Annotated in this window: 20 protein-coding genes; 2 read left to right on the forward strand and 18 right to left on the reverse strand. The window is 63.9% G+C overall.

The window, feature by feature from the left end; all coding sequences use genetic code 11:
• Positions 1–3: 3 nt before the first annotated feature.
• From ACHWUQ_RS01920 to ACHWUQ_RS01990, 15 genes are all read right to left on the reverse strand, one after another.
• The gene (locus ACHWUQ_RS01920) at positions 4–264 is read right to left on the reverse strand and encodes an acyl carrier protein (protein ID WP_312408887.1); all 261 of its coding nucleotides are present in this window, start codon (positions 262–264) and stop codon (positions 4–6) included.
• 44 nt (positions 265–308) lie between these two features.
• Complete coding sequence (locus ACHWUQ_RS01925) at positions 309–569, reverse strand: phosphopantetheine-binding protein (protein WP_133858483.1); 261 nt, start codon at positions 567–569, stop codon at positions 309–311.
• Positions 556–1332, reverse strand: a complete 777-nt coding sequence (locus tag ACHWUQ_RS01930) for a lysophospholipid acyltransferase family protein (protein ID WP_394680197.1) — start codon at positions 1330–1332, stop codon at positions 556–558. Before ACHWUQ_RS01930 ends, ACHWUQ_RS01925 begins: the two co-directional genes overlap by 14 nt.
• Positions 1325–2137: a beta-ketoacyl synthase chain length factor gene (locus ACHWUQ_RS01935; RefSeq protein ID WP_394680198.1), complete on the reverse strand. Its 813-nt coding sequence runs from the start codon at positions 2135–2137 to the stop codon at positions 1325–1327. Before ACHWUQ_RS01935 ends, ACHWUQ_RS01930 begins: the two co-directional genes overlap by 8 nt.
• 466 nt (positions 2138–2603) lie before the next feature.
• Positions 2604–3752 (reverse strand): galactonate dehydratase, encoded by a 1149-nt coding sequence (gene dgoD / locus ACHWUQ_RS01940; protein WP_394680199.1) that lies wholly within the window; start codon positions 3750–3752, stop codon positions 2604–2606.
• Between the two features lie 48 nt (positions 3753–3800).
• Positions 3801–4838 carry an L-idonate 5-dehydrogenase gene (locus tag ACHWUQ_RS01945; protein ID WP_394680200.1) on the reverse strand — a complete coding sequence of 346 codons (1038 nt, stop codon included), beginning with the start codon at positions 4836–4838 and terminating at the stop codon, positions 3801–3803.
• A gap of 37 nt (positions 4839–4875) precedes the next feature.
• Positions 4876–5901: a DctP family TRAP transporter solute-binding subunit gene (locus tag ACHWUQ_RS01950; protein ID WP_312834515.1), complete on the reverse strand. Its 1026-nt coding sequence runs from the start codon at positions 5899–5901 to the stop codon at positions 4876–4878.
• A gap of 111 nt (positions 5902–6012) precedes the next feature.
• Entirely contained in the window at positions 6013–7293 is a 1281-nt protein-coding gene (locus ACHWUQ_RS01955) for a TRAP transporter large permease subunit (protein ID WP_312462112.1), read from the reverse strand.
• A complete protein-coding gene (locus ACHWUQ_RS01960; protein ID WP_312408879.1) occupies positions 7290–7871 on the reverse strand; it encodes a TRAP transporter small permease in 582 nt (193 codons plus the stop codon). Before ACHWUQ_RS01960 ends, ACHWUQ_RS01955 begins: the two co-directional genes overlap by 4 nt.
• Before the next feature lie 147 nt (positions 7872–8018).
• Complete coding sequence (locus ACHWUQ_RS01965; RefSeq protein WP_312834513.1) at positions 8019–9032, reverse strand: TRAP transporter substrate-binding protein; 1014 nt, start codon at positions 9030–9032, stop codon at positions 8019–8021.
• A 64-nt stretch (positions 9033–9096) separates the two neighbouring features.
• The gene (locus tag ACHWUQ_RS01970; protein WP_394680201.1) at positions 9097–10344 is read right to left on the reverse strand and encodes an enolase C-terminal domain-like protein; all 1248 of its coding nucleotides are present in this window, start codon (positions 10342–10344) and stop codon (positions 9097–9099) included.
• Positions 10345–10357: 13 nt separating this feature from the next.
• A complete protein-coding gene (locus tag ACHWUQ_RS01975) occupies positions 10358–11128 on the reverse strand; it encodes an SDR family oxidoreductase (RefSeq protein ID WP_394680202.1) in 771 nt (256 codons plus the stop codon).
• A gap of 135 nt (positions 11129–11263) precedes the next feature.
• Positions 11264–11965, reverse strand: coding sequence for a FadR/GntR family transcriptional regulator (locus ACHWUQ_RS01980; protein ID WP_312834511.1), 702 nt, complete (start codon positions 11963–11965; stop codon positions 11264–11266).
• Between the two features lie 195 nt (positions 11966–12160).
• A complete protein-coding gene (locus ACHWUQ_RS01985) occupies positions 12161–12619 on the reverse strand; it encodes a carboxymuconolactone decarboxylase family protein (protein WP_312408875.1) in 459 nt (152 codons plus the stop codon).
• A 55-nt stretch (positions 12620–12674) separates the two neighbouring features.
• Positions 12675–13601 (reverse strand): VOC family protein, encoded by a 927-nt coding sequence (locus tag ACHWUQ_RS01990; protein ID WP_394680203.1) that lies wholly within the window; start codon positions 13599–13601, stop codon positions 12675–12677.
• A 132-nt stretch (positions 13602–13733) separates the two neighbouring features.
• Between ACHWUQ_RS01990 and ACHWUQ_RS01995 the strand changes: the two genes are divergently transcribed.
• Positions 13734–14477, forward strand: a complete 744-nt coding sequence (locus tag ACHWUQ_RS01995; RefSeq protein ID WP_394680204.1) for a GntR family transcriptional regulator — start codon at positions 13734–13736, stop codon at positions 14475–14477.
• 424 nt (positions 14478–14901) lie between these two features.
• Here ACHWUQ_RS01995 and ACHWUQ_RS02000 read toward each other — a convergent pair whose 3' ends face one another.
• Complete coding sequence (locus tag ACHWUQ_RS02000; RefSeq protein WP_394680205.1) at positions 14902–16035, reverse strand: thiolase family protein; 1134 nt, start codon at positions 16033–16035, stop codon at positions 14902–14904.
• Between the two features lie 21 nt (positions 16036–16056).
• Positions 16057–16857, reverse strand: coding sequence for an SDR family NAD(P)-dependent oxidoreductase (locus ACHWUQ_RS02005; protein ID WP_394680206.1), 801 nt, complete (start codon positions 16855–16857; stop codon positions 16057–16059).
• A gap of 118 nt (positions 16858–16975) precedes the next feature.
• On the opposite strand from ACHWUQ_RS02005, the gene ACHWUQ_RS02010 reads away from it, so the two are divergent.
• Positions 16976–17920, forward strand: coding sequence for a GlxA family transcriptional regulator (locus tag ACHWUQ_RS02010; protein ID WP_394680207.1), 945 nt, complete (start codon positions 16976–16978; stop codon positions 17918–17920).
• Here the strand turns inward: ACHWUQ_RS02010 and ACHWUQ_RS02015 are convergent.
• Positions 17917–19263: a PLP-dependent aminotransferase family protein gene (locus ACHWUQ_RS02015; RefSeq protein ID WP_394680208.1), complete on the reverse strand. Its 1347-nt coding sequence runs from the start codon at positions 19261–19263 to the stop codon at positions 17917–17919. The genes ACHWUQ_RS02010 and ACHWUQ_RS02015 overlap by 4 nt on opposite strands.
• Positions 19264–19293: the final 30 nt, after the last annotated feature.

Genomic DNA, 19293 nt, shown 5'->3' on the forward strand with positions numbered 1-19293 from the left:
CGCTCAGGCGGCCTGCTGGTCCTCGTTGACCAGCAGGTAGAGCGCGTCCACGACGTCCTGCACGGTGCGCACCGACTTGAAGGCTTCCGCATTCAGGCGCTTACCCACCAGGGGCTTGAGCTGCACGATCAGGTCGACCGCATCGATGCTGTCGATATCCAGGTCGTCATAGAGCCTGGCCTCAGGTGTGATGCGCGCGGCCTCGATGCTGAAGTTCTCGTCCAGGATGCGAACGATATGTTCATAAATTTCTTGCTTTTTCAAAGCGGTACCCAATGAATCAATAGATGAGAAGGAGCCAGGGCCGCTTATTGCGCCTGGTGCCCAGCGACAAAAGCCACCAGGGCGTTGACGCTGCTGAAATGCTGGCGGGTCTGCTCGGAGTCGGCCGACATGCTCAGGCCATATTTCTTCTGCAGCGCCAGGCCCAGTTCCAGCGCGTCGATGGAGTCCAGGCCCAGACCGTCCACAAACAGTGGTGCGGCCGAATCGATGTCCTGCGGTGCCAGGTCTTCCAGTGCCAGCGATGCGATGATGAGTTCCTTGATTTCCTGTTCAAGCTGAAGCACGTGAGGGTCCTCTGAATAAATAATCGGACAGGTAATCGGTCACCTGGCGTGCCGCCAGCGACTCGTTGCCTGCCACTGTGCAGAATTCTTGAATGGCGATGTCTTCCCGCACTTCGAACGTGAAATGCGGCTTGCGCGCCGGCACCCGCCACCAGGGAAGTCCCTTGGACAGCATCGGCAAGCTGGTGTGGATGTACACCGGCGTGATATCGACGCCGCCCTTGACCGCCACATGCGCCGCGCCACGCTGCAGTTTGGGCGCGCCCTGCAGCGGCGTGCGCGTGCCTTCCGGGAAAATGATCAGGTTGCTGCCGGCATCGAGCGAACGTGTGCAGTCCTCGATCAGCTGGGCGCCGCCGCCATTGCAGATGAAACCTGCCGCCTGAATGGGACCACGCGTAAAGGGGTTGCGCAGCAGCGAGGCCTTCACAATGCAGTCCGCCTTCGGGATGAAGGAGATCAGAAACACCACGTCGATCAGCGAGGGGTGGTTGGCCAGAATCAACAGTCCTTGGCGGTTGAGGCGCTCCAGATGGCGGGTCTCGTACGAGATCACGCCCACAAAGTTCATCAGGCCGACAAACCAGCGAAAGCTGTGGTGTATCCATGCCTGCGCGGCATGTTTGCGCTGTTGCGGATCGCGCGTGCAGACCAGCAGCAGCGGATAGACCAGCAAGCGGACCACCAACCCGCCCAGGCCAAAGACGGCAAAACAAAAGCCCGTCGCAAAGACACGCCAGTAACGGTTGAGACGTTCAGCCATGCATGCGCTCCCAGGTCCAGGCCCTGCCCGGCGCAGCTTGTGCCCCGGTCCATTGGGCTTGCGTGGGATCCAGTAGAAAACGCAGTACCTGCAGACCATGAGGAAGGCCTGCCTGACCAGTACCTGCATCGGCCTCGCCGTGGGCCACCGCTGCATTCAGCGCAAAGGCTGGCAGACCAGGCCGGATCAGGCTGACTACCACGGCCCACGCGAATTCGGCAGCCACGGCATCGCCAAAACGCGCGTACTCGCCCGGCAGGCATTCGTCGTAGCAGACCAGCACCACCGCCGGAGCACCCTCGTGCAGCAGGCCGATGGCCTCGACGAGGCCGGCCTCGGGGCCAGCGGAGGACGCCGCTATACAGATGGCATTGGAAACCATGCCCCGCAGAATTGAATACTGCGCCGCAACGCCGTTGTGCACGGACAGCGCAAATGCGGTAGGAGAAAGGGGTTGTGCGCCGGCCTGGGCGCGCAGCAGCCGCAAGGATTTGTCGCTGTCACCGTAGCGGGACACCCAGACCATGGGGATATCGGCCATCGATGTCTGCGCCAGCACATCGTCCGCCACCACGACCGCCATCTTGGCCAACGACCCGAGTCTGCGGCGTGCCATTGCGGGAATAGAGGAGACATCGAGATCCAGTTCCCCCAGCGGTGCCGATGGCTGGGCCGCTGCCCAAGTCCCCCATTGGCATGGCGTGCGAAGCCCGCGCCCGACGGCTGAATGGGCTTGAATGGAAAACTCAATCCTCACGCCTGCTCCACTGGTTGATATTTGCTGGGTAGCGGTGTGGCAATACACACCGGCCGCAAATTCTAACCTTTGATGTTATTTAGCTATCGAACTATCAATTTCAAAAGAATAAAACATTTAACAATAACCCGCCGGAGATGAGGAAAGAGTTACAACCAAGACCTTCGAAAAAAGCAACATCGCCGCCCTGACAGCTCTCGCCAGGGCTGGCAGGGCGGCAGCAGATAGCCCTCTTATGCAGCGTGCGCTGAGTCGCAACCCAATGCAGCTTTGACGCCGTTCAACATTCAAACATTTCTATTGATTTTTCTTTTGCTTCCAATTTATCAAATTAAATATTTACATAAATTATGAGCGACAGCTGTCTGTTCTTAACGACGAGTTAGCGCCTGATGACTGGCCGAATAACAAAACACCTGCACCCCACTTGCTCGCGTGGGGTGCAGGTGTTCCAGAGAGCACTGTCGCGCTCAGCGTCGTCTAGGTCTCCCAATGGTGCGGGCCTTGTGCCACATCACCACTCCGCCACGCTGCCATCCGCATGGCGCCAGACCGGGTTGCGCCAGCGGTGGCCTTCGTTGGCGCGCTCCACCACATAGGCCTCGTTCACCTCGATGCCCAGGCCGGGGCCGCCGGGCATCGCCACATAGCCGTCCTGGTAGTCAAAGGCATCGCGGTTGTGCACATAGTCGAGCAGGTCATTGCCCTGGTTGTAGTGGATGCCCAGGCTTTGCTCCTGGATGAAGGCGTTGTAGCAGACCGCATCGATCTGCAGGTTGGCAGCCAACGCAATCGGGCCCAGCGGGCAATGCAGGGCAACGGCCACATCGTAGGCCTCAGCCATCGCGGCGATCTTGCAGGTCTCGGTGATGCCGCCAGCATGCGAGGGGTCGGGCTGGATGATGTCGACACCGCCCTGCGCAAACACGCGCTTGAAATCCCAGCGCGAGTAGAGGCGCTCACCCAACGCGATGGGTGCAGCGCCGATGGCGGCCAGCTCGGGGATTACCTCCAGGTGCTCGCTGAGTACCGGCTCCTCGATGAACATCAGGTTGAAATCGCGCAGCTCGCGCATCAGCACCTTGGCCATGGGCTTGTGCACCCGGCCGTGGAAGTCCACACCAATGCCGATGTGCTTGCCCACCGATTCGCGGATCATCGCCACATTGGCCACAGCCTGCTCCACCTTGGCGTGGCTGTCGATGTACTGCATCTCTTCGGTGCCGTTCATCTTCACGGCGGTAAAGCCGCGCGCCACCGCCGCTTGCGCCTGGGCCGCCGTGTCTGCCGGGCGGTCACCCCCTATCCAGGAATAGACGCGGATGCGGTCACGCACCTTGCCGCCCAGCAGCCCATGCACAGGCACGCCCAACGCCTTGCCCTTGATGTCCCACAGCGCCTGGTCCACACCGGCGATGGCGCTCATCATCACCGGGCCGCCCCGGTAGAAGCCGGCGCGGTACATCACATTCCACAGGTCCTGCACATTGCGCGGGTCGCGGCCCACCAGGTAGTCGGACAGCTCCTCGACCGCTGCGGCTACGGTGTGGGCGCGGCCCTCCACCACCGGCTCGCCCCAGCCGACGACACCTTCGTCGGTGTCGATCTTGAGAAAGCACCAGCGCGGGGGCACGATAAAGGTGGTGAGCTTGACGATTTTCATGGGAGGAAAGAAGAAGAATGGGTGGAGATCAGCGGATGCGGCGGGAGTTCATTCAAAGTCCAGCAGCACTTTCATCGCCTGCGAGCGGTCGGCCGCCAGCGCAAAGGCGCGGGCTGAATCGCGGTAGGACAGGGTGGCCGATATCAGCGGCTTCACATCGACCAGGCCCTTGTTGAGCAGCGCCACGGCAGTGGCGAACTCCTGATGAAAGCGGAAGGAGCCACGCCAGTCGAACTCCTTGGCCACCAGCGTGTTGATCGGCAAGCTCATCTCGGCACCGGCCAGGCCCAGTTGCACGATGGTGGCGCGCGGGCGCAGCACATCGAAGGCCCCGCGCAACGCGTGCGGGTTGCCGCTGGCCTCGAACAGCACATCGAACTGGCCCTTGTCGGCCGCGTAACGCGCCAGGCCATCGGGCGATTCGCCCACGTGCACGACCTCATCGGCGCCCACCTGCAAGGCCTTGGCCAACGGGTGCGCGCTCATGTCGGTGGCGACAATGTGCTCGGCGCCGGCGCGGCGTGCCGCAATGATGGCCAGTGCGCCAATCGGCCCGCAGCCCGTCACCAGCACCTTGCGGCCCAGCAAGGGCCCTGCCCGCTGCACGCCATGCAGGGCCACGGCCAGCGGCTCGGCCATCGCGCCCTCGGCATCGCTCACCTGGGGGGCGAGCAGATGGGCCTGGTGCGCCTCGATGACGATCTGCTGGCGGAACGCCCCTTGCACATGGGGGGTGCGCATGGCGCTGCCGTAGTAGCGCATGTCCAGGCAGTGGTTCTGCAGGCCCATCTGGCAAAAGCGGCACTGGCCGCAAGGCCAGCTGGGGCTGACTGCAATGCGCTGACCCGCAGCAAAGCCCGCCACCTCGGCACCTACGGATTCGATGACACCGGAGACCTCATGGCCCAGCACCATCGGCTCCTGGATGCGCACGGTGCCAAAACCGCCGTGCTGGTAGTAATGCAGGTCAGAGCCGCAGATGCCGCCGCAGCGCACCCGCACCTGCAATTGGCCAGGCCCGGGCGCAGGCGTGGGGACGGATTGCACCCGCAGATCGCCGGGTGCGTGGATAACAAGCGCTTCCATGTCAGGAGTTCCTAATTGGCTTGGATAAGGGAGTGGCTTAGGGCTTGGTCTTGCGGTAGCTGGCCAGCGCGGCATAAAACGACTGGGCAAACTCCTGGCCCACCGTCGCCTGGTTCTTGTCGATCACCGGCTGCACTGCCACGCGGATCTTCTCCAGCTCGGCCGGTGGCATCTCGCCCACCTGCATGCCATGCGACCTGAGCTGGGCGACCACCTCGCCGGCCTGGCGCAGCTCTTCGCTGCGTTGCAGGGTGCGGGCCTTTTCTGCGGATTGCTGCACTGCCTGCTGCTGCGCAGGCGTCAAGGCCGACCACCATTTGTCCGACGCAATCAATGCCACCGGCGTGTAGACATGGTTGGTGATGGTCAGGTACTTCTGCACCTCGTACATCTTGTTGGCATACATGTCGACCACTGGGTGCTCATAGCCGTCCAGCGCCTTGATCTCCAGCGCCGGGTAGACCTCGGAGAAGGCCATCGGCACGGCGTTCATGCCCATCGCATTGAAGCTGGCCAGCGCCATCGGGCTTTGCATCACGCGCACGCGCAGGCCCTTCATGTCCGCCAGCGAGGCCAGCGGGCGCTTGCTGTTGGACATATTGCGGAAGGCGCCGCCCGCCCAGACCAGACCGCGCATCTTCATGTCGGCAATGCCGTCCAGCATCTGGCGGCCGATGGGGCCATCGAGCACATGGGCGGCCTCGGCGTCGCTGGCAAACAGAAACGGAAAATCAAAAATCTGCAGCGCCTTCTTGCGTGCGGCGATGGGCGAGAGCGCGCCCATGTACAGGTCCTGCGTGCCGCTTTGCACCGCAATCAGCATCTTGTCTTCGCTGCCCAGGGTGGCGCTGCTGTACACATCGATCAGCACCTTGCCATCGGTCGCCTTGGCCACATCGGCGGCAAACTGCTTCATTGCGATGGCGCGGGGGTGCGAATCGGCAAAGGAATGGCCCAGGCGTGCACGCTTGCCCTCCTGGGCTTGCGCGGGCGCCAGGCCCAGCGCCGCCAAGGTGGCGAAGGCAAGGCCTGCAACGAGGCTTCGGCGTTGGATCAGTGTCATGGTCGGCTCCTTGTTTTTTTGGGCAAAGCCCAGCCCGGCGCTTGCAGGTACAGGTTATTTGCATGCGCCCAGGGCTATTCAATGGATAGGGTTAGGGGGTAGCGGCTGGGGCTAGCGGCTCATCATCTCCAGCGGCCACATGACGATCTGCGGGAACACGACCAGCAGGAACATCACAATCGTCTGGGCGACCATGAACGGAATCACGCCCTTGATGGCTCCGCTCATCGGTATCTTGGCGACCCCGCAGACGACATTGAGCACGGTACCCACCGGGGGCGTGACGAGGCCAATGGCGTTGTTCATGATGAACAGCACACCGAAGTAGACCGGGTCGATGCCTGCCTGCTTGAGCACGGGCATCAGCACGGGCGTCATGATCAGCACGGTGGGCGTGAAATCCAGCGCCGTGCCCACCAGCAGCACCAGCACCATCAGCGCAAAGGTCAGCAGCATCTTGTTGTCCATCAGCGGCTCGACCAGCGCGGCCAGCTGCTGCGGGATATTGGCTGTGGTGATGAGCCAGGCCGACACGCCAGCGGCCGACACCAGGAACATGATGATCGCCGTGGTCTCGGCAGCGCGGTAGACCAGCGCGAACAGCTGGTTCAGCTTGATCTCGCGGTAGACGAACATGCCCACGACCAGCGAGTACATTGCGGCAATGACGGCAGCCTCGGTCGGGGTGAACCAGCCGAACTTCAGGCCACCGATGATGACCACCGGCAGCACCAGCGCCCACAGCGACTGGCGCGTGGCACTCAGGCGCTCGGCCATCGTGCGCTTGGGCTCGGTGACGATCGGATCGCGGCCAATGCACCAGCGCCAGGCCAGCAAGATCGCCAGCCCCATCAGCAGGCCCGGCACAATGCCGGCGATGAACAGCTTGGTGATGGAGACGCCGCCGGTCACGCCGTACAGAATCATCGCGATCGATGGCGGAATCACCGGCGCAATGATGCCGCCGCTGGCAATCAGGCCGCAGGAGCGGTTCACGTCATAGCCGGCCTTGCGCATCATTGGCACCAGCACCGCAGCGAGTGCGGCGGTATCGGCCACGGCCGAACCCGACAGCGATGCCATGATGACCGCTGCACCCACAGCCACATAGCCCAGGCCGCCACGGATATGGCCAATCCAGGACATGGCCATCTGAATGATGCGGCGCGTCATGCCGCCGGCGTTCATGAACTCCCCCGCCAGCATGAAGAACGGCACGGCCAGCAGCGGGAAGCTGTTGGCGCCATCCCACATGTTCTGCACGACGATCTGCGGATCGGTAAAGCCCATGTAGTACATCAGCGCCAGGCCGCAGCCGATCAGCGCAAACGCAATGGGCATGCCCAGCGCCATCAGCCCCAGCAACGACGAGATAAAAATGAAGATGGTCATACGCGGCCTCCCTGAGGTCCGGACTGCGCCTGCATCGCATGCTCGGCTTCGCGCGCCTCATCCATGCCCTCTTCCTGCACGTCGATCAGTTCGTCATCCGCTACCCTGCCCAGCACCAGGCGCACCAGGTTGGACAGGCAGATGATGCCGATGGCCGCGCCGGTGAAGTAGCTCACGCCGTAGACCCAGAGCATGCTCAGTTGCGCCACCGGCGAGGCGTTGCCGGCAATGATGTCGTGCTGCAGCCAAGTGCCGTAGACGATGTAGATGCAGCACAGCAGCATGATGGCCTGGCTCAGCCCCCAGCAAACGCGGCGGCCGGCCAGCGGCATCATCTGCACCATCAGGTCCACCCCCAGGTGGGCGCGCTTGCGCATGCCCACGATGGCGCCCAGAAAGGTCAGCCACACAAAGGCAAAGCGCGGCACCTCTTCCGACAGATCAATGCCGGTATTGAAAAACAGCCGCAGCATCACATTGCCGAACACCATCACCAGCATGACGAGCATACACAGCACCATGACGATTTCCAGCGCGCGCGTCAGCCCGTCGGCGAGCATTTTAAGTACCTTGCCCATGGCAACACCTTTCCCGGCAGCATGGCCTTGTGCCGTGCCGCCACCTGAAGCTTGTAGGTCGATGCCGGCAGCGCCGCGCGATGGGGCGCTGCCAGAACGTTGAAACGAGGGAAACGGGCCCGGCCTCACCGGGCAGGCCCGCTGCCGTTACTGGGCCTTGCGCGCCTGTTCGATTTCGGCAAAGAAGCCCTTGACGAACTCATCGCCGATCTGCGGTGCGAACTTGGCCAGCACGGGCTTGACCTTGTCCTGCATGCGCGCCAGCTCGGCCGCAGGCATGCTGTCCACCGTCACGCCCGCCTTCTTGAAGTTGTCGATCGCCTGGCTGTCGCCTTCATCGAGCAGCTTGCGCTGCAGCAGCCCGGCCTCCGTCGCCGCCTTTTGCACGCCGGCCTTGTCGGCGGCCGAGAGGCTGTCCCAGAACTTCTTCGAGGCCACCAGCGCCGACGGCGTGTACACGTGGTTGGTGATGGTGATGTACTTCTGCACTTCCTGCATCTTGTTGGCCCACATGTGCTGCAGCGGGTTCTCCTGGCCGTCCAGCGCCTTGATCTCCAGCGCCGGGAACACCTCGGCAAAGGCCATCGGCGTGGCGTTGGCGCCCAGGGTCTTCCAGGTGTCCAGCGCGACCGGGTTGGTCATCACGCGGATCTTGAGGCCGCTCACATCCTCGGGCTTGGCCACGCGGTGCTTGCTGTTGGACAGGTTGCGGAAACCCATGCCGGTCCAGGTCAGACCCACCAGGTTGGCCGGTGCGATCTTCTCGAAAATTTTCTTGGACGAGGCGCCATCGAGCACTGCATAGACTTCGGCCGAGTTGCGGAACATGAACGGCAGATCCCAGACCTGCACTTCCTTGACCCGCGAGGACAGCGGCGCCAGGGTGCCGATGTACAGATCCTGGGTGCCCGCTTGTACGGCCTGCAGCTGCTTCTCATCGCTGCCCAGCACCGCACTGTGGTAGGCCTGCACCTTCACATTGCCATTGGTGTAAGTCGATGCGAGCTCGGCGAACTTGTTCATCGCCATCGCTTGCGGGTGGCTCTCGGGCATCGCATGGCCGATGCGTGCCTTGACCTCGGCATAGGCCGCGCCAGCGCCCATTGCCGATGCCGCCAGGGTGGCCAGCAGGATGCGGCGCAGTTGGAAGTGAGTGCTCATCTGTCTGTCTCCGTCTTTGTTGTGAATCGAAAAAAGCCGGCGCTCTTGCCCGGCACGCTGGGAATCAGGGGGTCTGCAGGCTCCCGTCGCTCAGGCGGGTCTGCGTCCAGGTGGTGACCGCGCTGCTGCAGGGGTACTTGGCGGCCTCGCGCTCGTCAATGTCCACGCCCAGGCCGGGCTGGTCATTGGCGTAGACATAGCCATTGCGGAATGTGGGCAATCCAGGGAACACGGCCAGCAAGGCATCGCGCGGGCCCTTGAGTTCCTGGATCACAAAATTGGGCGGCTCGGTGCCCGACCATTCCTGCACGCCAAAATTGCGCGAGGCCAGGTCGATGTGGATATTGGCCGCATGCGCCAGCGGCGACATATCACCCGGACCGTGCCAGGCGGTGCGCACGCCGTAATGCTCGGCAAACAGCTGCAGCTTGCGCGCCGGGGTGATGCCACCCACCTGGCTCAGGTGCACGCGGATGAAGTCGATCAGCCGCTCGGCGATGATGCCGCGCCATTCAAACGGGTGGTTGAACAGCTCGCCCTGGGCCAGCGGCACATTGGTCTTGTCCCGCAGCTGGCGCAGCCAGTCGCCCTCTTCCAGCGCAATCGCGTCTTCCAGAAAGAACAGCTCGTAGGGCTCGAGCGCCTGCGCAAAGCGGATCGCGTCTGCCGGCTTCAGGCGCTCATGCACATCGTGGCACAGCTCCACCTCAAAGCCGATGCGGCTGCGGAGGGTGTCGAACATCTTCAGCGTCTCGCGCATGTACTTGCGCGCATCCAGGTAAATGCCGTCCGCTGCGCCTTGCGGTGCCGTACCGGGCGCAGCCCCAAAGCCGCCACCGCCATAACCACCGCTTTGGCAGCGGATATGGGTGATGCCCTGCTCGCGGTACTTCTGGATGTTGTCGCAAAGCTCCTCCAGATCGCGCCCATCGGCATGGCGGTAGATGGGCACGCCCTCGCGCAGCTTGCCGCCCAGCAACTGGTACAGCGGCATGCCGGCCTGCTTGCCCTTCAGGTCCCACAGCGCCATGTCCACGCCCGAGATCGCATTGTTCTCGATCGGACCGTTGCGCCAGTAGGCGTTCTGGTGCATCAGCTGCCACAGCTCTTCAACCTGGCTGGCATCGCGGCCGATCAGCAGCGGGCGCAGGTATTGCTCCACCAGGCATTGCACCGCCAGATGGCGGTAGGCAAAGGTGGCGCAGCCCAGGCCGTAGAGGCCGGGCTGGTTGGTCTCGATCCTGACGACCAGGAGGTTGATGCCCTCTGGCGCCGTCGCGATGACTTTGACGTCGGTGATCAAGGTGGCCATGGTGATGCCCCGCCTACAGTACCGCCAGCCAGCCGCCATCCACATAGATGATCTGGCCGTTGACATAGTTGGAGGCGCCCGAGGCCAGGTAGATGGCGGTGCCCACCAGCTCATCGGGGCGGCCCCAGCGCTGCGTCGGGTTGCTGGCCTTGACCCAGGCGTCAAACGCCACGTTGTTGACCAGGGCCTCGTTCATGTCGGTAAGGATGTAGCCCGGGCCGATGGAGTTGGCCTGGATGCCGTGCATGGCCCATTCGGCCGCCATGGCTTTGGAGAGCATCTTGATGCCGCCCTTGGCCACCGTATAGGGCGCGACCGTGGCCCGTGCCGCCTCGCTGGTGAGCGAGCCGATGTTGATGATCTTGCCGCCGGTGCCGCGCTCGATCATGCGGCGCGCTGCCGTGCGGCCAACCACAAAGGCGGCCGTCAGGTTGGTGTTGATGACGCGGGTCCAGTCCTCCAGCGACACATCGAGCAAGGGCTGGCGGTGCTGGATGCCGGCATTGTTGACGACGATGTCGATCGCCAGGCCCTGGGCATCCCACGCAGCAAAGGCGGCCTCCACCGCGGCCTGATCCGCCACATCGAATGCTGCCCCCTGGGCCTGCAGGCCCATGCCCTGCAGCTGCGCCACCGCCGTATCCACCGCAGCCTGCTGGCGGCTGTTGACCACCACGGTCGCCCCCGACTCCGCCAGGCCCTGGGCCAGCGCCAGCCCAATGCCGCGCGAGGAACCGGTAATCAGCGCCGTACGGCCCGACAGATCAAACAGGGAACGAGACATGGAATGGCGACCTGGAGAATTTCAGAAGTCGCCATCATCGGTTTATTTGTATGATGATTGAATCCGAGCAAACCCTAGACTTCCGCCGCCCCTGCGCTTTGCGTGACAGCCGTGCGATACCTGGATTGGCAGGCCTTAAGCGGGTGCGCCCCAGCGGGCAATCGTGTCTGCCAGCAACGCCCGCATCCACAGCTGCGCATCATCGGCGCTGCGCCGCTCAATGGCCGCCAGCACCTTGCCATGCATGAGCAAGCCATCGTTGAACTGCCCGGCCTGCTGCGCGTTGACGGTGAGCAAGGATTCCAACGCCGACGCCACAATGCCGCCCAGCGAGATCAGCAAAGGGTTGCCCGTGGCCTGCAGAATGCTCTGGTGAAACGCCAGATCGGCGACGACCCACTCATCGATCGAGGCCGCCGCCTCCATCGCGGCGAAGGCCTGCTGCAGGCTGAGCAGCTGCGCCTCGGTGTGCATGCGCGCGGCCAATGACGCGGCGGCCGGCTCCAGGATGCCGCGCATCACCATCAGGTGCCGGCCCAGTTGCTGGTCCACCCCCTGGCTGCAGAGCCAGCCCAGCACATCGGCATCAAACAGGCTCCACTGCGCTTGCGGCCGCACGCGGGTACCGGTGCGGGGCCGCGCCTCCAGCATGCCCTTGGCGCTCAGCGCCTTGATCGCTTCGCGCACGGCAGTGCGGCTCACCCCCAGGCGCTCGCACAGCTCCTCCTCATTGGGCAAGGTGGCCCCGGGCCCATACTCGGGGCTGGCAATCAGCCGGCCCAGGCTGTCCATCACCTGGTGGTGCAGACTGCTGCCGGGCTGTGACGATAAAGACATGGCAATCGGTGGTGGTGCAGAATCATTCATCATACAAAACAAAAGAGCTTGGGGCCAGCACTGGCGCTTTGCCGCTGCCCCTGGGCCGATGATGCCCGCCTTCTGCCACCGAGCGCAGCACTCACCTTTGCTGCCGGGCGGGAACGCCTGCTGGCTACCCCAGGCTTTTTGCATCCCGCCACCAGCGCCAAGGTGCTATGCCGCGTCGTCAGCCCCTGCCGCCCGGCTCTCGCGGCCAGCCACACGCACCAGAATATCGGCGCCCCGGTTGGCAGCGGGCAGGCCACGGAACAGAAAACACAGGTTGATGACCGCCTGCAACTCAGCCCAGCCAGCGCCGGCACGGCGTGAAGCGATCGCATGGGTTTCCGCCGCGTCGTTGCCATCCATCAGCAGCATGCCAAACAGCATCAACTGGATGGTCTTGGCATCGATATGCGGGGTGGTCATGGCATGGTTGCGCATGCGCTCTTGCAGGTTGAGCATCTGCGAATCCAGCCCTCCGGTGAAGTTGAGCCGGGACTCCACCCGGTGCGGCAGAAATCCCAGCAAATTGCGGTAGGTATGGGCATGGGTGCATACGGCCGTTTGTGATGCGAGAGAATCCAGGCCCGCAAATTTGGCCAGCGCGGCGGTGTCAAGACTTGAGTTCATATGCAACTGCTTTCAATGGAGGGGAGATAAAGGCGGCATGGCACGGTGCCGGCGGTCATGCCTTGCCGGTCTGCATGCCCTGGTAGCGCTGCACGCCATCCGGAAAAGCCCACTCCGCAAAGGCCTCGGCACTGGGGACAAACTGCCGGGCCACCCAGCTGTCATCGCAGATATCTGCGTCAAAGTCGTATTCAGCAGCGCCCCCGCAGGGGTTTTTGAAGTACCAGAAATAGGCGGAGGACACCGGATGCCGCCCAGGCCCAATGTGGGTCTTCCAGCCCCGGGAGGTCATGAAGAGCCCGCCGCCGAAAACCTCATGGATGTCGCGTACATCGAATGCCAGATGGTGGAAGCCCACCGCATCACCGCGCTGGAGCAGAAACAGGCTGTGGTGGTCTGCCGAACCGGCGGGCCGCAGAAACACGCCGCTGCCGGTATACGAATCGGTGACCCGAAAGCCCAGGCGCTTTTCGTAGAACTCTGCCGTCTCCTGCAGGTTCTGCACCGCATACACCACATGGCTCATGTGGCTGGGGTAGGCACGCGGATAAATCTGCGCCGCAGCATTGATGCGCATCGCATGGCCTGGGGTGTTGAAGACGGTAGCCGGTTGCACCATGGGCTCGACACAGCTGAGCTCGAAGGCAATCGCGTGCCCGGCGGGGTCGGTGGCGAGCACCCGTCCGGCCTCATCGGTACGCATGCTGGCGTCCTGGCCGAGCTCGGCCGCGATGGCATCCAGCGCGCGCTGGTTTTGCACACCCCAGACCACCTGCCGCACCGTGGGGCCCGCCACCGGCGCGGGCGCCAGCATGGGATCTGCGAGGCGCCGCACATGCACCTGCGAGCCCTCCGGCGTGCAAAAGATGATCTGGTCGGGTGCATCTATCACGAGCTGCAGTCCGAAATCAGTCCAGTAGCGGCGCGCCACATCGAAGTCCTCCACACCGTACACCACAGAATTCAATCCAACGATTTGCATCACAACACCTCCATCGATTGAAAATAATTATTATCGATATTTTGGCAATTCATCGACATTGCTTGAGATACCGATGGTGTCCATAAGTATCGGTATGGCTAGAATGCGGCCCTTCTTGTTCTGAGGATTCCCATGCAAAGCCTGCCCCCGCTGAAGACAGACAACGAAGGCAGCACCCTGGCCCATTCGCTGGCAGTCCGTTTGCGCACAGCCATATTGAACGGTGACATTGCGCCGGGTGAGCGTCTGCACCTGAGCGCGTTGAAAGCCCGCTTTGGCATCAGTTTCAGTCCGCTGCGTGAGGCATTGACAGGCCTGGCGGCAGAAGGCCTGGTCGTGGCAGCAGGCCAGCGCGGCTTCCATGTGGCCCCGGTGTCTGCGGAGAACCTGGACGAGCTCATCCGCCTGCGCTGCATGGCCGAAACCACGGCCATCCGCGAATCGATCCGGTTGGGAAATGAGCAATGGGAAGAGGCTCTGGTCGCCGCGCACTACCGGCTTGGCCGCGTTGCCGCAGCGCCCGTCAACGCGCAAGCCCAGCAGACCTGGGAAGCCGCACACCGCAACTACCATGCGGCGCTGGTGTCCGCCTGCCGCATGCCGCTGCTGCTGAAGTTTTGCAGCACCTTGCATGACCTGAGTGACCGCTACCGGCGCCTGTTCCTCACCCAGGCGCCGCGCGACAAAAAGGTGCCCACAGAGCACCTGCAGCTGTATGAAGCGGCCTTGGCCCGGGATGCAGACAAAGCCGCCGCCATCCTGGAAGCACACATCCGCCGAACGGGCGAGAACGTCAAGCGCGCCGTGGTGCCATCGCAGGCATCCGCCAGTCCTGCCGCAAGCAGCAAAGAGCTCCGCCTTTCGAGGGCCAGATAAGGACATGGATCAACGTCGTGGCTGACCGAGCGCGGTGCGGGCTACAAAACTCCGCCGATGTGCCTGCCATGTATCAAGCCAGCTGGCCGCCCGCAGCCACCGGCCTCCGGGCAGTAGTGGCTTCCCGCGTCACCCGCGCCCCAAATATCGCCCGCCCCACGCGCAGCACGGTGGCCCCAACGATCAATACCTGCCCGGCGAACAGCTGCCGACCGCGAAGGCCAGGAACGGACGCTACCGCACCCTGCTGGTGGCGCTGGTGGCGGCGCCAAGATCGGACGTCATGCACGGCAAGGCCGGCAGGATGGCGCTCGCGGACACCATCCCCAACGCAGCCCGGCGAGCATGGCCAGCACAGGGCCGCTCAGTAGCTGGGCGTGGAGCCGACCGGCGAGATGGCCATGGAAGTGGGCGTGGTCATCATTCAAGCCCTCTCCAGCACCGTGGCGATGCCCTGCCCCCCGCCTATGCATTGCGTGGCCAGCGCGTAGCGTCCTTGCTGGCGCGCCAGCAGGGCCGCAGCCTTGCCGGTGATGCGCGCGCCGGTGGCGCCCAGCGGGTGGCCGATGGCCAGGCCTCCGCCGTCGATGTTCACGGTCGCCATGTCCAGGCCCAAGTCGCGGATGCAAGCCAGGGCCTGCGATGAGAAGGCCTCGTTGATTTCCACGACGTCCAGGTCGGTGACGGCAAGGCCGGCGCGCGCCAGTGCCTTGCGCGTGGCCGGGATCGGGCCAATGCCCATGATGGCCGGGTCCACCCCCACAGTGGCAAAGCTGCGGATACGCGCCAGCATCTGCAGGCCGTGGCGTTCGGCAAAGTCATCGCTGGTGACCAGCAGCGCTGCCGCCCCATCGGTCAGCGGCGACGAAGTGCCCGCCGTGACCACGCCATCGGCCCGGAAGGCCGGCTTGAGCCCCGCCAGCGCCTCCAAGGTGGTACCAGGGCGGATGCAACCGTCGGCCTCCACCACCTCGCCATCGGGCAAACGGATGGGCACGATCTCCTCAGCCAGCAAGCTTTGGTCGCGGGCAGTTGCGGCTTTCTGGTGGGACTGCAGTGCGAGCAGCTCCTGGTCGGCACGGTTCACGTTCCAGCGCTGCGCCACGTTCTCCGCCGTCTCTCCCATGGAGATGTAGGCATCGCTCGTCGCCTGCAGCTCGGGATGGGGCGAGAAGTTGAAGCCGCCCTGCGGCACCATCGTCATCGACTCCACGCCCACGCACAGGAAAGCATCGCCCATGCCAGCCTCGATCTGCGCCGCTGCGATGTGCACTGCCTGCATCGACGAGCCGCAGAAGCGGTTCACCGTCATGCCGCCCACGGCCTGGGGCAGGCCGGCCAGCAGGCCGACGATGCGCGCCAGATTGTTGCCCTGCGCGGCTTCCGGGTAGGCGCAGCCGAGGATCACGTCCTCCAGCAGCACGGGATCCAGATCGGCGCGCCGGAGCAGGCCCTGCACGACCTGGGCGGCCAGCGTGTCGGGCCGCACTTCGGCCAGACGGCCCTTGCGGGCAAAGTGGAATGGCGAGCGCGCATAAGCGGTGATGACGGCTTTCATGGTGGAACCTCCTTGCAGGGGTCAGTGCCCGGCGGCATAGCGGGGCGCGACGGCACTGCTGGACAGTTGGCCTGCCATCGCCTGGCGTGCGGCCTCGTACGCATCCCATTTCTCGCCGGCATGCAGCGAGGGAATGCTGACCTTCTCGCCGCGCTCGAAGCCCAGCAGCGCGGCATCGACCAGATCCTCAGTGCGCATGACGATGCGCTGATCCAGATGCTCGATCGGTAACCCGCCAATGGCCCAGAAATCGGTGGCAGTGGCACCAGGCAGAACCGCCTGCACCTGCACGCCCTTGTCGGCCAGCTCATGCTGCAGCGACTGGCTGAAGGCCAGCACAAAGGCCTTGCTGCCGCCGTATACGCCATTCAGCGTCTCTGGCGAGATGGCGACGATGGATGCGATGTTGATGATCGCTCCGTGTCCACGGTCCACGAAGCCCGGCACGGCGGCATAGGCCAGCCGCATCGGTGCGGTAACGTTCAATTCGACCATGCGCGTCATCTGTTCCACGTCGCTCTGCAGCAACGGCGTGTGCGTGCCGATGCCCGCGTTGTTCACCAGCAGGGTGATGCTGGCGTCCTGGCGCAGCTTCGCCTCGACCTGCGCCAGGGCGGTACGGTCGTTCAGGTCAGCGGGCAGCACTTCCACCGCGCGGCCTGTGCGGGCGCTGATGTCGCTCGCCAGCGCATTCAGCCGCTCGCGGTTGCGGGCGACAAGGATCAGATCGTAGCCGCGCTGCGCGAGTCGCTGCGCATACAGCGCACCGATTCCGCTGGATGCGCCGGTGATGAGGGCGGTGCCGAGATGGGTCTGTGCCATGGTGAAACTCCTGGAGGGTTGAGAGATGCTGTCCATGGCATGAATGGTCCGCGATGCAGACAATGTCGTAAATGACGTATATAGTTATAAAAAAGGACATATCCCCAGGACACCTTCTATGCACCGCATTGGCTACATACTGCCCGAAGGCTTTCAGGTCATGGCGCTGGCCACCCAGGCCGTGTTCGAGCTGGCTAATCTGCTGGTGGGCCAGCCCTTCTATGCCGTGGAAACCTATGCGCTGGACGGATCGGCACGCGCATCGACAGGCCTGGTGCTGCAAGCCAAGCCGCTCAGCGCGCACCGCAGTGCTGATACGTGGCTGGTAGCAGGCACCATCAAGCCCATGCCTTCGGCCCCCGAATTGATCCGGCTGCTGAGCAAGATCGCCGTGCGCGCGCGGCGCATCGCAGGTTTGTGCACGGGTGCCTTCATTCTGGCCGAGGCAGGTCTGCTCGACGGGCGTCGCGCCACGACGCACTGGTACTGGGCTGAAGTGCTGCAGGAGCGCTATCCCCACATCCAGGTCGAGGCCGACCGCATCTACATTGCCGACGGACCGGTGTGGACGTCAGCGGGCATGACGGCAGAGATGGATTTGGCCCTCGCCCTCGTCGAGAAAGATCTCGGTGCCGACATTGCGCGCTCCGTGGCACACCGCTTGGTCATGCACCAGCGCCGCTCGGGCGGGCAATCACAGCATTCCGAGATGCTCAAGCTCGCGCCAAAGTCCGACCGCATCCAGCAGGCGCTGGAACATGCGCGGCGCAACCTGGCGCAGCCATTGAGCGTCGAAGCGCTGGCCGAAGCCGCCAGCCTGAGCCCGCGCCAGTTCAGCCGCGTCTTCACCGCAGAGACCGGCCAGTCACCCGCCAAGGCCGTGGAAGGACTGCGGCTCGAGGCCGCGCGGCTGATGATCGAAGGCAGCCGGCATCCCCTTGAAGTCGTAGCGAGGGAAACGGGTTTTCGCGACCGGCGCCATATGCGCGAGGCCTTCCTGCGCGGCTACGGCATGCCGCCACAGGCCGTGCGGCGTGAAGCGCGGATCGCACCACCGGCCTAGTAGCTGAGACTGGCCACCGCACGGGCAACAGCCTCCAAGGCCAGCTTCAGCCTGGCATGGGAGATGGAGCCCAGGGCCAGCCGAAGGGCATGCGTAGGCTGGCCCCCCATGGCATAGGGCGCCGCAGTCGATACCAAGATGCCCTCGCGTTCAAGCCGCATGGCGACTGCATCCGCCCGCACTTCATCGGGCATGGACAGCCAGACAAAGTATGACGCCGGATGGCGGATGGTCCTGAAGCCTGCGAGCGCCTTGGCCGCGATGGCCTGACGCGCGCCGGCATCGCGGCGCTTGTCCTGCTCCAGCCGCGCCACGGTGCCGTCCTGCAACCAGTTGCAGCACAGCGAGGTCACGAGAGTGGGCGTATTCCAGACCGTGGCACGTATGGCGCGGCTGATCCTGGGAACGAAGGCAACGGGCGCGCATAGGAATCCGAAACGCAAGCCTGCCGCCACGCTCTTGGACAGGCTGGAGACGTAAACGGTGATGTCGGGCGCCATCGCAGCCAGCGGTGGTGGCGCCAGCTTTTCCAGAAAGGCATAGGTGCCGTCCTCCAGCAGCAGCAGGCCATGGCGCCGGGCCACTTCTATCAGCGCAAGACGCTGATTCACCGTCATGACCCAACCCAACGGGTTATGCAGCGTGGGCATGCAGTACATCGCACGCACCTTGCGGGTACGGCACAACGCTTGCAGTGCATCGAGGTCGGGGCCAGCGCCGCTAAGCGGGATGGCAACCAGTTCCAGCCGACACTGCTCGGCCACGACCTTGATGCCGGGGTAGCTCAAGGCATCCACGGCCACCACGTCGCCCGGTTGCAGCAAGGACATGGCTGCCGTGGCGAGCCCGTGGATGGCACCACTGACGATGAGCACAGCATCGGCAGACACCGGCAGGCCTCGGCTCTTCAGGTGCTCGGCCACAATGGCCCGTTCGTGGGGACGGCCTCCATGCGGCTGGTAGCGCAGAACCGACTCCAATTCACCTGCCGACGCAAGCTGCTTGAGCGCCGTGCGCAACATCTCCGTCTGCGTGGGCAAGGCTGGATAGTTGAAGGTCAGATCCACCAGATCGTCGCTGGCCGCGTGCATCGCAACCTCCCCGTCCATCGAGATGGGCTCGCGAACAAAGGTCCCGCGGCCCACCTCACCAGCGACCAGCCCCATGGCCTGCAGTTCGGCATAGGCGCGCGTCGCCGTAGCCAGCGAAATGCCCTCCACAGCCGCCAGCTTGCGATGGGGTGGCAGCACCGTTCCGGGCCTCAACCGCCCTTGCCGGATGTCGTCAGCAAGCCGGTCCACCAGTTGCTTGTAGCGCGCTTGCGGCATACGAATTGTATCCATGACAATAATTTGATTGTACTGACAATTGTC

The organism is uncultured Comamonas sp. (assembly GCF_964277875.1).
Lineage (GTDB): Bacteria > Pseudomonadota > Gammaproteobacteria > Burkholderiales > Burkholderiaceae_C > Comamonas > Comamonas sediminis.

Excerpts from the sequence above, each read along its gene's own strand:
- ACHWUQ_RS01930 (WP_394680197.1), bottom strand. The coding sequence starts at position 1,332 with ATGGCTGAACGTCTCAACCGTTACTGGCGTGTCTTTGCGACGGGCTTT.
- dgoD (WP_394680199.1), bottom strand. The coding sequence starts at position 3,752 with ATGAAAATCGTCAAGCTCACCACCTTTATCGTGCCCCCGCGCTGGTGC.
- ACHWUQ_RS01945 (WP_394680200.1), bottom strand. The coding sequence starts at position 4,838 with ATGGAAGCGCTTGTTATCCACGCACCCGGCGATCTGCGGGTGCAATCC.
- ACHWUQ_RS01950 (WP_312834515.1), bottom strand. The coding sequence starts at position 5,901 with ATGACACTGATCCAACGCCGAAGCCTCGTTGCAGGCCTTGCCTTCGCC.
- ACHWUQ_RS01955 (WP_312462112.1), bottom strand. The coding sequence starts at position 7,293 with ATGACCATCTTCATTTTTATCTCGTCGTTGCTGGGGCTGATGGCGCTG.
- ACHWUQ_RS01960 (WP_312408879.1), bottom strand. The coding sequence starts at position 7,871 with ATGGGCAAGGTACTTAAAATGCTCGCCGACGGGCTGACGCGCGCGCTG.
- ACHWUQ_RS01965 (WP_312834513.1), bottom strand. The coding sequence starts at position 9,032 with ATGAGCACTCACTTCCAACTGCGCCGCATCCTGCTGGCCACCCTGGCG.
- ACHWUQ_RS01970 (WP_394680201.1), bottom strand. The coding sequence starts at position 10,344 with ATGGCCACCTTGATCACCGACGTCAAAGTCATCGCGACGGCGCCAGAG.
- ACHWUQ_RS01975 (WP_394680202.1), bottom strand. The coding sequence starts at position 11,128 with ATGTCTCGTTCCCTGTTTGATCTGTCGGGCCGTACGGCGCTGATTACC.
- ACHWUQ_RS01980 (WP_312834511.1), bottom strand. The coding sequence starts at position 11,965 with ATGTCTTTATCGTCACAGCCCGGCAGCAGTCTGCACCACCAGGTGATG.
- ACHWUQ_RS01985 (WP_312408875.1), bottom strand. The coding sequence starts at position 12,619 with ATGAACTCAAGTCTTGACACCGCCGCGCTGGCCAAATTTGCGGGCCTG.
- ACHWUQ_RS01990 (WP_394680203.1), bottom strand. The coding sequence starts at position 13,601 with ATGCAAATCGTTGGATTGAATTCTGTGGTGTACGGTGTGGAGGACTTC.
- ACHWUQ_RS01995 (WP_394680204.1), top strand. The coding sequence starts at position 13,734 with ATGCAAAGCCTGCCCCCGCTGAAGACAGACAACGAAGGCAGCACCCTG.
- ACHWUQ_RS02000 (WP_394680205.1), bottom strand. The coding sequence starts at position 16,035 with ATGAAAGCCGTCATCACCGCTTATGCGCGCTCGCCATTCCACTTTGCC.
- ACHWUQ_RS02005 (WP_394680206.1), bottom strand. The coding sequence starts at position 16,857 with ATGGCACAGACCCATCTCGGCACCGCCCTCATCACCGGCGCATCCAGC.
- ACHWUQ_RS02010 (WP_394680207.1), top strand. The coding sequence starts at position 16,976 with ATGCACCGCATTGGCTACATACTGCCCGAAGGCTTTCAGGTCATGGCG.
- ACHWUQ_RS02015 (WP_394680208.1), bottom strand. The coding sequence starts at position 19,263 with ATGGATACAATTCGTATGCCGCAAGCGCGCTACAAGCAACTGGTGGAC.